The 12,046-nt window shown below is 66.0% G+C and carries 11 protein-coding genes; 4 read left to right on the top strand and 7 right to left on the bottom strand.

Annotated features, from left to right (window positions below; translation table 11 throughout):
- Positions 1-99: 99 nt before the first annotated feature.
- Positions 100-2,919, top strand: a complete 2,820-nt coding sequence (locus AC30QB_RS10535; RefSeq protein WP_489546168.1) for a protein kinase domain-containing protein — start codon at positions 100-102, stop codon at positions 2,917-2,919.
- Positions 2,920-2,985: 66 nt separating this feature from the next.
- Here the strand turns inward: AC30QB_RS10535 and AC30QB_RS10530 are convergent, their stop codons facing one another.
- On the bottom strand, positions 2,986-3,363 hold the full coding sequence (locus AC30QB_RS10530) for a hypothetical protein (RefSeq protein WP_489546167.1): 378 nt from the start codon (positions 3,361-3,363) through the stop codon (positions 2,986-2,988).
- 202 nt (positions 3,364-3,565) lie between these two features.
- On the bottom strand, positions 3,566-3,796 hold the full coding sequence (locus tag AC30QB_RS10525; protein ID WP_489546166.1) for a hypothetical protein: 231 nt from the start codon (positions 3,794-3,796) through the stop codon (positions 3,566-3,568).
- Between the two features lie 393 nt (positions 3,797-4,189).
- On the opposite strand from AC30QB_RS10525, the gene AC30QB_RS10520 reads away from it, so the two are divergent.
- The 3 genes from AC30QB_RS10520 to AC30QB_RS10510 all read left to right on the top strand — a co-directional run bounded on the left by AC30QB_RS10520 (position 4,190) and on the right by AC30QB_RS10510 (position 5,334).
- Entirely contained in the window at positions 4,190-4,336 is a 147-nt protein-coding gene (locus AC30QB_RS10520; RefSeq protein WP_489546165.1) for a hypothetical protein, read from the top strand.
- Positions 4,337-4,438: 102 nt separating this feature from the next.
- Positions 4,439-4,846: a hypothetical protein gene (locus tag AC30QB_RS10515; protein ID WP_489546164.1), complete on the top strand. Its 408-nt coding sequence runs from the start codon at positions 4,439-4,441 to the stop codon at positions 4,844-4,846.
- Between the two features lie 263 nt (positions 4,847-5,109).
- Positions 5,110-5,334 carry a hypothetical protein gene (locus AC30QB_RS10510; RefSeq protein ID WP_489546163.1) on the top strand — a complete coding sequence of 75 codons (225 nt, stop codon included), beginning with the start codon at positions 5,110-5,112 and terminating at the stop codon, positions 5,332-5,334.
- Here AC30QB_RS10510 and AC30QB_RS10505 read toward each other — a convergent pair.
- The 5 genes from AC30QB_RS10505 to AC30QB_RS10485 all read right to left on the bottom strand — a co-directional run.
- Complete coding sequence (locus AC30QB_RS10505) at positions 5,300-7,810, bottom strand: spermidine synthase (RefSeq protein ID WP_489546162.1); 2,511 nt, start codon at positions 7,808-7,810, stop codon at positions 5,300-5,302. The two genes, AC30QB_RS10510 and AC30QB_RS10505, sit on opposite strands and share 35 nt — an antisense overlap.
- A gap of 38 nt (positions 7,811-7,848) precedes the next feature.
- Positions 7,849-8,472, bottom strand: coding sequence for a putative 2OG-Fe(II) oxygenase (locus AC30QB_RS10500; protein ID WP_489546161.1), 624 nt, complete (start codon positions 8,470-8,472; stop codon positions 7,849-7,851).
- Between the two features lie 13 nt (positions 8,473-8,485).
- Entirely contained in the window at positions 8,486-9,436 is a 951-nt protein-coding gene (locus AC30QB_RS10495) for a HupE/UreJ family protein (RefSeq protein WP_489546160.1), read from the bottom strand.
- Positions 9,433-10,299 carry a peptidyl-prolyl cis-trans isomerase gene (locus AC30QB_RS10490; RefSeq protein ID WP_489546159.1) on the bottom strand — a complete coding sequence of 289 codons (867 nt, stop codon included), beginning with the start codon at positions 10,297-10,299 and terminating at the stop codon, positions 9,433-9,435. Before AC30QB_RS10490 ends, AC30QB_RS10495 begins: the two co-directional genes overlap by 4 nt.
- A 189-nt stretch (positions 10,300-10,488) precedes the next feature.
- On the bottom strand, positions 10,489-12,046 hold a 1,558-nt coding region (locus tag AC30QB_RS10485; protein WP_489546158.1), incomplete at its 5' end, for a hypothetical protein.

Raw genomic sequence — 12,046 nt, 5'->3', positions numbered from 1 at the left:
GACATCACCGACCGCACCGTGCGCCGCGACTGGCAAAAAGCACGTTTGTTGCTCAGCGAAGCCTTGCGCTGAGCCGCGCCGCCCGCCCCGGAGCCACGCATGGCCGACCTCAAGTTTTTCGCGGAAGAATGGCCTGCCATCAGCCAGCGGCTAGAGGAAGCCTTGTCGGTCGACGCCACGCAGCGCGGCGCCTGGCTCGACTCTCTGGCCGAGACCGATTCGGTTAAACAAAAGCTGCGTCAGTTGCTGCGCGGGGGCCCGGGGGTCGAGACCGATGACGTGCTGCTCACGCTGCCTCGGTTCACGCTCGGGCCGGCAACATCGCCCAGCGGCGTGACGGGCGGCGAGGCGGAGCTTGCCGCAGGTACCACGATTGGCCCTTATCGGTTGATGCGTGAACTGGGCGTCGGTGGCATGGGGATGGTGTGGCTGGCCGAGCGCGTGGACGGCGGGCTGAAGCGGCCGGTGGCGCTCAAGCTGCCGCGATTGAGCTGGTCGCGCGGGCTGGTAGAGCGCATGAGCCGCGAACGCGACATCCTGGCCAGCCTGGACCACCGCCACATCGCGCGCCTCTACGACGCGGGTGTTGACGAGCAGGGTCGGCCTTACCTGGCGCTTGAGTATGTCGAAGGCGAGCCCATCGACGTGCATTGCGCGCACCACTCGCTGGCGGTGAAAGAGCGCTTGCGGCTGCTGCTGCAAGTGGCCCGTGCGGTGGCACACGCACATGCGAGGCTGGTGGTGCACCGTGACCTCAAGCCCGCCAACATCCTCGTCACCGAAGCGGGCGAGGTGCGCCTGCTCGATTTCGGCATCGCCAAGCTGATGGAAGGCGAGCTCACGCAAGAGACGCAACTCACGCAGCAAGGCGGCCGCGCGATGACGCTCGACTACGCGAGCCCCGAGCAGATTCGCGGCGAGCCCCTGGGCACCGCCAGCGATGTCTACAGCTTGGGTGTGGTGGCCTACGAGTTGCTGGCGCAGGCCAAGCCGTATCAGCTCAAGCGCCAGAGCGCTGCCGCGTTGGAAGAGGCCATCACTTCATTGGACGTGCGACTGGCCAGCGCCGCAGCGGCCAGCCCAGGCGATCGCCGCGCACTCAAGGGCGACCTTGACGCCATCTTGAACAAGGCGTTAAAGAAGGACGTGGCCGAACGCTACCCGACGGTCGAAGCCCTGGCGCTGGACATCGAGCGTCACCTTGCCGACCTGCCGGTGTCGGCGCAGCCCGACTCGCTGGGCTACCGGGCCCGCAAGTTCTTGCGCCGAAACATGCGGCCTATGGCGGCTGCTACGGCGGTGGCTTTGTCGCTGATCACTGCGCTGTCGGTGGCGCTGTGGCAGGCGCAAGCCGCGCGCACGCAGGCGCGACGAGCTGTCGCGGTACAGGGTTTCATGAAGCAAGTGTTCAGCGCCAGTGACCCCGATGTGGCCCAGGGGCAAGACATCGGCGCGCGGGAGTTGTTGCGGCGCGGTGCCGCACGCCTGGAGACCGACTTCAAGGATCAGCCGGATGTGCGGGCCGAGCTGGAGCACGAGATCGGCGACATCCTCTCGACGCGCGGAGAAAACACCGAGGCGCAGGTGCATTTCGAGAAGGCCCTCGCGCTCTACGAACGTGCGGGCCTGGGTGACACCGACCTCGCCGTCACGGCTCGCTTGTCGCTTTCCGACGTGCTCTACAACGAAGCGCAGTTCCCCGCGGCCGAAGTGCTGGCCTTACAGTGCATCGAGATTGCGAGACAGCGCTTCCGGTCGTCGCCACCCTGGTTGCTGCGGGCGCGAGCAGGGTTTGCCGTACTGCGCGCGAGACGGGGCGACACGAAGGCAGCGGTCTCTGAGATCGAGCTGGCCTTGGCCGAGCATCGACGCGCCGGATACGCGCCCAGCGACGATACAGCCAACGCCTTGTCAGCCATCGGTCATGCCCACATGTCGACCGAAGCGTACGCGCAAGCACGGGACGCCTACACGCTCGCCATTGCCGAATGGCGCCTGGTGCCGAACGCCGAGATCACGGGGCCGTTGATTGAACGCCTGAACCTTCAGAACGCGCGTCTTTACGTCGGCGAGAACGAGCTCGTGGCCCGCGAGATGCCCGAGCTCATCGCCGCGTTCGACAAATATTTCGGGCCGGCAGCGCCGAACACGCTCGACGCGCGCACCCTCTGGGCGAAGTCGCTGGTGGCGGTGGGCCGATACGACGAGGGACTGAAACTGCAGCGGGAAGTGGTGGCCAAGGCGCTGGAGGCAGACCCATCGGATGTTCCGGCGCATGGGCAGCGGCAGCGCTTGCTTGCCTATCTGCTGCGAGCGTCGGCCCACTACGACGAGGGCATGCGTCTCGCGGGTCAAGAGCTGGCCGCCATGGACGCGGAATCGCCGAACCCCGGCAGGCAAGTCGAAGACCTGCGGGGCCTACTGGGTGAGCTGCAGCGCGCAACGGGCAAGCCCGCGGCGGGGCTGCGCACGCTGAGCCAGGCGCTGGCGCGCAGTCGCACGCTCGAGGGTTACCAGACACACCACGCTACCCTGATGTCCTGGCTGGCCCTGAGCAAGCACGATCTCGGGCTCGCCGAGGCCGGCAGCGACATGGCACAGGCCTTGGCCATCTTCAGGTCACACAACCCCAACGGCGCCGACACCTTGCGCTGCGCCGTGCTGGTGGCGTGGCTCGAGGCCCTGGAACGACCTGCCGACCACGATCGTGAGGCCGCATTCGACCTGGCCGCGAGCGTCTATGCCGCCACGCAACCCGTGCGTCACATGTCACACGCCGAGCTCGCACTGCTGCGTGCCGAATTGCATGAGCGCGCCGACCTCACAGCCCAGGCGCGCGCCGAGCATGCTGCCGCGGTACTGGCATGGCGAACCGCCACCGGTCGCGCCTGGATGCCACCCGTGGCAATGCTGCACTGAGCGCCTCGCGGCTCACGGTGGTTTCGTGTGCAAAACCGATTCGCTCTAGAGGCAGTTGCGCCGGCTCTACCTGAACATCCTGAACACCACGTAGCCGTTCCAGCCGACCCAGGCCACGGCCACCGCAAGCAAAGCGGCTCCCATCAATCTTGTAGCAACTTTGTTGCTCGACCCATCTTTATCGAACGCCAGTGAAGCGCCCAACACCGCCGCGCCAAGGCCAACACCGAGACTGACTTTGAGCGATGCCCATTCGGCCAAGAACGAAGCGAGCCCGGCGGCAAGCCCGACCAAGGCAACCAGAACCCAGAGCGGCCGCTTCGGCACCTTGACCTTTTCCCCCGCCGCCCAGGCTAGAACGCCCCCTATGCCCACAAACACGGCCGACGTGAGGACTCTGGCAACGAAAAAGGTCACAGGATCGACGCCAACGGTGATGCTCATTCAAGTCTCCAGTCCAGACAGGGGGCCTTATTCATCTTTACGAGAAAGTGCGCTCCATCCGGACATTGCCGGCGTGATTTGCGCACTTCGGCGCATCAGACAATGCTTGATCTGCACCGGGCGGGGGCGCCTGCGGCTTTGCGCGAACTGGAGCACGACACCGTCGCCCCAGCCCCGCACGGCCCCGCTAGCAACGGCCCCGTTATTTGTCACCCGCCTTCGCGGGGGCAAGATTCTTGGGCCGACCCGTCTTGATGCTCGGGACTTCGCCCAGAGCAGCGAGGAACGCCTTGTCGGTCATCGCGTGCAATGCGCTGATGCCTGCACGCAGCATTTCACTCTTCTTGGTGGGGCGTGCCAGCTTCGCGGCTCGCAGCTTCAGCGATTCCAGTACGAGGTATTCCGATTTCGGGATCGTGAAACTGTCGCGCACCAGCTTGTGTTTCGGCTTGGCCGAAGGTGAGTCAGGCGTGGCTGCCGTCTTGGCAACCGCCTTGGGGCGCGCCTTTACCGGGGCCTTGGTGGGGGCGGCCTTTGGGGTTGACGTGACATTTGCACGGGTTCTGGGTTTGGGCTTTGCAGTGGTCATGGTTTGTTCACAAAAAGAGAATACTGTATAAACAGTTTATCCTGTTTTCTGCTACGCTGAATGGGTCGCCTCACGGCGGTGCCCCGGGCAACGAGTGAAACAAGTCACGAAACACAGGGCAAACATGAGCGTGCCACCCTTGCGGCACGGGCAATGTGATCAGTTTCGCTCCGGGAGCAAAGCATGCATGCAGGTCAAAATCCACTTCACTTCACGCCCACATCAGTAGGTGCACTGATGGACCCCGGGTACTTGCGCGGGGCCGTGCTCGACGCTGAGGGCGACCACCACGCCAACGTTGACCCGGCGCGCACTCTGTCAGGGCGTTTGCAGTCCGTTGTGCGTGCGGTGCGTGCGGCCTTCGTGCGCCTACAGCACCCCTGAGCCCTGCCGTAGCGGCATCTCCATGCTCGGCGGGATGTCTTGCTGTTGTCAAAAACAGCTGCGCATCATGTGAGGGTTTCATTTCAGAAATGAGCGCCCAACGTGATTCGATTCATTGCTTCAGCCGTGGCCGTGCTGGCCTCGACCGCATGGGTTCCTTCTGCCGAGGCAGCGGAGAAGCTTGCCTGTGAAACGCAGGCTTCTGCCTGGGACTCCCGAAGCTTCAACTGCCCTGTCAAAGCCACAGGTGCTGCGCAACGCTTGCGATTTGTCGCGCATTTCTCCGGCGGGCATGACGACACCATTGCGTCCATCACCACCACCACCCTCAACGGTGCGCCGCTCACCTGTGAGGCAGGCAGCAAGACCCGCCTGATGGGCGAAGACGGTGATGTGATCCTCGACTGCCGCATTTCGGTGAAGGAGAATGCGGCCACCCTGATGGTGCTGGGCGTGGCACTGGCCTGGAGCCACGCCGAGTACCAGTCTGTTGAACTGGTCTCAGACTGAGCAGCCTTACGCGAGTGACTCGGCCGGTCATGAAAGTTTCAGCCACCACCTTCGGCATGCTCATTGCTTGCAATTCGACCACGCCCCCGCCGAGAAACGCCATGTGCACCACGCAGGTGAATCGACGCGGCGACATCATCTGAACTCACCCCTGGAGTTGCACTCTGACCTTCATCACCCTTCGTTTCGTGAAGAGCTTCCACTGACGCGGCTCCAGGTGCTCTCGGCGCTTGGCGCCTCTCCCCCTATTAGCAGGAGAAATCATGAGCACCTTTGCCCATTCCGCGTACCGCGATTCCGAATTCGGCTTGCCGCAAGATTTGCCGAAGGCCGGCACTTCGCTCGAGAACCCATATGCTTTCGACGCCTCGGCGAAAGAGCTGAAGATGATGGCGCAACTCGGCTTGGTCGAGATCCTCGACGAGCACGTCACGTTTCAGATGCCCGAGCCGCTCATCGATCGCTTGAGGTTCGTGCGTTTGCGCTGATCGAGGCCAGCTCGGTCAGCAGCGCATGCGCTGCTGGCGCGTCGGTGCCCGAAAGGGCATTGCCCATGCGCAGCAGCGGGTCGTAGGCCGGGCGAAAGTCGGGGCTGATGCGCAGCACCGCCAGCAAGGGTTGCTGCACCTGCGCGAGCATTTCGACCACGTTGGAAGCGGGCGTGACGCCTCGGCCGACTTCGACGAAGCGATTGCGCGCCGCCCAGTAGGCGGCGAGCCGGCGCGACCAGGCGGCATCGGTCGATGCACCCACAATTTCAGCAGGCTCGACCGAGAGCCCGTGCAGCAAGGCGATCAAGCGATCGCGCGGCAGCGAATCGGGCGCGTAGGTGATGCGCGGCGCGCGATACGCCACCACCGGGTGATCGTCGGTGTTCTTGGGCGCGTTGCCCGCAAAGCGCGCCAGCGCCGTCGGCCCCGCGACAAAGCTGCCGAGCAGGGCAAACTCGTCTTCGATGCCGAAGTCGGCAGCTCGCCGGGGCAGGTGGTTGTGAGCCAGGCGCGCGCGCACCGTGTCGACGTCGAACCGGCTCGCTGGGCTGCGGCCGATGAGGCCCAGCACCGGTGTCTCCAGGCTGTTGCTGGCCAAAATGGCCGAGCCCTCAGGGTAGGCCGTGAGGAACGACTTCATGATGCTGCGCAGGCTGTCGAGGTCGAGCTGGTGCAGGGGCAGCCATTGGCAGAACACACCGCCCGTGGCCAGGCGCTCGCGCACCGCCTGGAAGTGCTCCACCGTGTAGAGCGAGCCCGAGCCGCTGCGAGCGGGGTGGAAGTTGTCGGACACGATCACGTCGTAGCGCTGCGCAGTCGAGCGCACATAGCGGCGCGCATCGGCTGCCATCACGTGCAGCCTGGGCGCGCTCTCGCCAAAGGCGCGTGTGAAATGTTGCGCAGCGGTGATGACTTCGGGCAGCAGCTCGACGGCATCGACCTGCAGCGTCGGGTCTTGGGCCGCTGACGACGCGGTCATGCCCGTGCCCAGGCCCAGGAAGAGCGCGCGCTTGGGCGCTGGGTGCATGAGCACTGGCAACAAGGCTTGGCGCGCGTCGACCAGCAGCGTCGCACTGCTGCCTTCTTGCTGCCGGTTGTTGATGCGCAAGCGTGCCACGCCGCGCGCGTCTTGCACCACGCTCACCGCGGCCATCGCCCCTTCTTGATAGCTCACGATGCGTTCGCCTTCGTCAAGGTCGACAAAGACCAGGGGCGGCGCCCAGACCGCCAACGCAATGGCGGCCGCCGCAGGCGCCCACACCGTGGGTGTGAGCCAGCCGCGCGTGTCTGTGAGGGCGAGGTAGCTGAGGGCGATCAGCAACAGCACCCATTTGGGCCCCAGCCAAGGGGTCAACAACACGCCAAAGAGCAGCGGTGCCGCGGCTGCCCCCAGGGTGTTGACACCCAGCGCGCGGCCGAAGCTCACCCCGGCCGTGCTCGCACAGGCGCTCAAATGGCTGAACACGGCCCCCATGGCGAGCGTAGGCAGGCCGAATGCTGCCAAAGCGAGCGTGGCTTCCGCGCTTAGCGCCGTCGCCATGCTCAGGCCCCATTCGTCGAGCAACAGCGTCTTGATGTGTTCGCTGGCCCACAGGCTGGCCGTGCCGACCAGGCAGGCAGCGGCGAGCGCACTCAACAGTCGGTCGCTCAACGGCGCCGAGTTGCCGTGGCGCGCGCCCCAGCGTTGGTACCCCGCCGCGCCCAGGGCCGTGCCCACGAGGTACACCGCCAGCAACAGGGCAAAGGTGTAGACGGTGTTCTCCGACACCTGGCTGAGCACGCGCACCACCAGCACTTCATAGCCGATGCCCAGCAGCCCGGTGAGCAACAGGCGCGATATCGCCCAGCGCGCCTCGAATGACGCGGGCGGGGAGGGCGTTGGTGCCGGCGCACAGTGCCGTGCAAACGCGATCAGCGACACCGCAGCACACAGCAGGTTGAGGGCGATGCACACGCCCGCCGTGTGCGCGAGGCCCAGCACCGGCACCAGCCAGAACGCCGCGGCCAGCACCCCCACCACCGCTCCTGCGGTATTGCTCGCATAGAGCGCCGCGATGGAACGGCCTTCGCGGCGCAATTGCGCCGTGATGCGCTCCATCGCCGGCAGCGTGGCGCCCATGGCGGCGGTGGCCGGCAGCAGCAGCAAGAAGCTGCCGCAGAAGGCCACCGCCCATTGCCACACAGCGGAGGGCTGCTCGCCTATGAAGAGCAACATGCCACTGCTGAACGGCGACATCAGCCACAGCAAGACGCCGCCCCACAGGCCGATGATCAGTTCGCAGGCGGCGTACCAGCGCACAGGCTGTGCACTGCGCTCGATGCGCGGGCTCAGGGCCAGGGCGCCCAGCGCCAGGCCGCCGAAAAAGGCCGCCACCAACGCCAGCACAGCGGCCGATTCATGGCCCAGCCACAGGGCGCATTGCTGCGTCCAGACGATCTGGTAGCCCAGGCCCGCGAAGCCGGACGCCGCCATCAGGGCGAGCGACGCGTGCCGCTGCCAGGGTGACGGCTTCAACCGCTGAACCCGATGCTGTAGCCCCACGATTCCAACCGCGCCGGAATGGCGTTGAAGGCGAGCGAGATGCGGCGCACACCGGCATTGGGCGGCACGGCGTGCATCAGGTAGCTCGGGAAGAGCACCATGTCGCCGGGCTCGGGCGCGGGGCTCACCCACTTGTCGGCACTGAACGGGCCAGGCGTCATGCGCGCGTGGTCGTTGCGGAAGATGAAGTCAGTGCCGCCGGGTGACTTCATGAACACGGTCTGCGACGACTCGTGCGTAGGCGTCAGGTAGATCACCCCCGACACGAAGCTGTTGGCGTGGTTGTGCATGGCCTGGCGGCCACCGGTGTCGAGCAGGTTGACCCACATCTCCTTCAGCGACCAGCCCATGCGTTCGCCGAACAACAGCGCACCGAAGTCGGTGAGCTTGGGCGTGATCAAGGCGGCCACGTCTATGAGCAGCGGGCTGTCGCCGGGCTTGAGCATGGCCGTGTGCGACAAGTTGGAAGACGAGCTGTTGTCACGCACGGCCTGCGCGCTGAAGTGATCGACCAGGCCCTTCACCAAAGGCCGGGGCAGCGCGGCCCGCGCGCGCAGGAACGGCGTCGGGAAGAGGCTGATGACTTCGTCCATGCCGCCGACCGCGCTAGCCGAAGATCGCCACGATGCGCAGCCACGACCAATACGCCGCCATCGAGCCGATACCGTAGAGCAAGGCCGTGCGGGCCTTTGCGAGGCGCGGCCAGCGCGAGGCGGCGCGCCAGATCGCCCAAGCCGCCGCCACCGTCATCAGCTGCCCGATCTCGACACCCACGTTGAAGGTCAGCAGTGCGACCAGCAGATGGTTGTCAGGCAGCCCGATCTCTTTCAGCGCCCCCGCAAAGCCCAGCCCGTGCATCAGGCCGAACAAAAACGCGACCAGCGCCGGCCAGCGGCGCGCCAGCGTTTGCCGTTGGTGCAGTGCCTCGCCCGCCACCAGCATGATGGACAGGGCAATCGTGGCCTCCACCGGCGGTGGGCGCAGCACCAGCCAGCCCAGCGCGCTGCAGGCCAGCGTGAGGCTGTGCGCCGCAGTGAAGGCGGTGATGGTCCACAGCAGGCGCCGATTGAAGCCGACCAGAAACAAGAGGCCAATCACGAACAGCAGGTGGTCAATGCCGGCCAGGATGTGCTCGACACCCAGCACGGTGTAGGCCCAGGCGATCTCGCCCATGCCCCGCTTGTCATCGGCCGAGCCGTAGAGCTGCACCGTGGGTTGCCCCGGGGTGATGGTGTAGACCCGAGATTGCCCGTCCAGCCAATAGACCTTGACCAGCGCGGCCGAATAGCGCTTGCCCACGCCGTCGACGGCCAGCGTGCCGCGCATGCCGCCTTCACCACAGTGCAGCACGTTGCCCTCGGCCTGGCAGCCCGCTGGCCACACCGGCGTGAGGTCTTCTCCTGCGGGGCGCTTTTCGCTGGCAGCCCACTGCCAGAAGAATTCGCCGCGCGACATTTCGCGCATCTGCATCTCGGCCATGCTCATTTCATGCGCTGACGCGCCCAGACTCAGCCAGGCCACGGCGCTCAGCAGCAGCCCACGCAGCAGACGCTTCATTTCGCCGCAGCCTCGGTCTTCACCGTGTACTTCTGGGCCAGCGCACGCACGGCGGCGCTGCGTTGCTCGGCCATGGTGGTGTCGGTCCAGTCTTGCAGCAGCACGCCGCGCAGGGCCTCGAAGCTGGCGGGCTTGGGCAGGGCGCTGGCGTCCAGGCGCATGGCACGCCAGCCTTCGCGTGTTTGCAGCGCCCGCCATTCACCGGGGGTGGAGGTTTCGAGTGCCTTGGCGAAATCGGGCCCATAGCTTTGCACGAGGTTGGCGTGTGGGCGGCCCTTGAAGACGCGCAGCCCCGCCTTCGCGTCGCCGGGTGTGCCGGAGTTCAGCGCCTGTACAAAGCTGCGCACGGTGGCTTCGGAGTTGTCGCCTGTGAGCACCGCTTCTTGAAAGTCGTAGCGGCCCGGTTCGTCGTATTTGGCGCGGTGGCCTTCAAACCACTCACGCAGCAGCTTGTCGTTGACGGGCGGCAACTTGAGGTTGGTGTCGACGACGCTCAGGGCCTTGAAGATCACGCGCTCGCGGATGGCGGTGTCGCCTTTGTCGACTTGCAGCGCCAGGCCTTCGCGGTAGAGCACTTCGTTGTCCAGCCACACGTGGCGCAACGCGGTGAGCTCTTCTTCATTGGGGTCACGGCCGCGTGAGGCCTTGAACAGCTCCTTGGCTTCTTTCATTACTTCCAGGCTGACGACGATGGTCTGCGGGTCGTCGCCTCGGCTGACCAGAAAGTGATCGGCTGCAAACAGCAGGCCGCCCAGCACGATGAAGTGCAGCAGCGGCTCGCGCACCCACGCGGGAAGCCGGCTGTCGCGGGGCAGGGTGGCGTGCGGGGGGGTGAAGCTGGGTGTCGGGAACGGTGTGGACATGGTCGCAATCAGTGTCGCCAGGGGTCGCCGGCAAGCACGCCAGACCCTGGTGCGCAAAGCCGGCGATCGTAGGCCCCGAGCAAGTCAGGAAGAAGACAAGCGCCGGCGCGCGCGAGCCAAAAAAAAGGCGCCACGCGAAACCGCGTGGCGCCTTGAGCGCTGCTTCTTGATTGAACCGCTGGCAGGTACTTACTTGACGCCGGCCACCGTGGTCGTGCCGGCCACTTCCACGTAGATCGGGTTGCTGTAGAACCACAGATCCGCCCAAGCGGCCACGTCATAGGCCACGTACTTCACGCCGCCCACGGTGGGCAGGTGAGCCGGGCAACCGTCGATCGCGGTGCCGGTGTAGGTGGGGCTGGCGGGTGGTACGTTGGTGCCGACCGTCGTGCACGGGATGCGCAGCAGCGCGGTGTTGCCGGCGTTGGTGTTCACGTCGGCCAGGGGGTTGCCGCTGGCGTCGGTTTCATACGGCACGGCAGCCGGCATGTTGCTGCCGCGCAGACGCACGTACTGCGAAGCGGCGACCGCCGGGATGCGGTGGGTCATCTTCAGGAACACCGTGTTGTCCACGCCCGAGTTCACTTGCGCCCACGGGCTTGTGCTGCTGCCGTTGAAGGTGCGGATGACAGCCGTCGTGGTGTTCTTGGCAGCGGCCGGCACGGTGGCCAGGTCAGGGTTGGCGAGCCATGTGTTGGGCCATGCACCGGCGTAGTCGGCCGCACCCGGCGCCTTGTAGCCCGTGACCATGCCGCGCACCAGGTCGATGTGGTCGAGCACCGGCATGTTGATCGGCTGGTTCACACCGATCTGCAGCAACGACGGGTTGGGGAAGGTGTACGGCGAGAAGTTGCTGCCTGCGGGGTCACGCACGGCGATCGAGACCACGATCTCGGCGCCCGGGCGCACCACGAGCTTTTCGCCCATGGTGGCGCAGCCGGCCTTGTCGACGTCGGTGCTGGTGGTGGCCGCGGTCACGGCCAGCGCTTCGACCGTGGCGTTGGAGCGAAAGCCTGGGCCGGGGTAAGAGACGCAGGCCACGAAGCCCAGGCGGTCGATCAGCTGGCCGCTGGAGGCAAAGCTGTTGCCGCTGCGCAGGCCGTCGACGATGGTCTGCGGGCGCAGCTTGTCGCTTTGGTTGCGCACCATCACGTAGTCACGCTGGTACTCGCCGGGGTAGAAGTCTTGCGTCGAGCGGCGGTCATCGGGGCCGAAGCTGCCGCGGTTGTGCCAGTCGGAGCTGGCGAAGAACCAGAAGTTGCGGCCTTCGCCGAGCATGGCGTCCCACACGCCGCCGAGCTGCGAGGCGTAAACGCCGGTGCCGCCCCAGGTGGTGCCGCCGACCGAGTCGACCTGCACGCCACCGATGGTGTTGCGGTTGGGCGAGTACTCGCCACGGTTGGCCGAAGCGCCATGGCCGGGTTGCGACTCCATGCCGAAGGCGACAGCAGGCGCGGCATTGTTGAAGTTGCGCAGGTGCTCCACGTTGAAGCCGTTGTTGCCGTCCGGGTTGAACGGGCCGGCACGCTCCAGGTGGGCCGGCACGTAGTAGCTGGTGCTGGCGTGGTTCTGAGCCATCCACTTCATGGCCTCGCCGGTCTCCAGGTGGCCGGCGGTGCCGCTGCCGATGCCGGCGATGGGGATCAGCTTGTGCGCGGTGGCGTTCCAGCTCGGGTCGCCCGAGTTGGCGCTGCCGGCGACGCTGCAATCCCAGTTGTTGCCGGTGCCCGTGCCGGTCACATTGCCG

It is taken from the genome of Rhizobacter sp. (assembly GCF_046595475.1).
Taxonomy (GTDB): domain Bacteria; phylum Pseudomonadota; class Gammaproteobacteria; order Burkholderiales; family Burkholderiaceae_C; genus Rhizobacter.
Note: the sequence above shows the minus strand (reverse complement) of the source record. Positions and strands in the feature narration are given on the sequence as shown.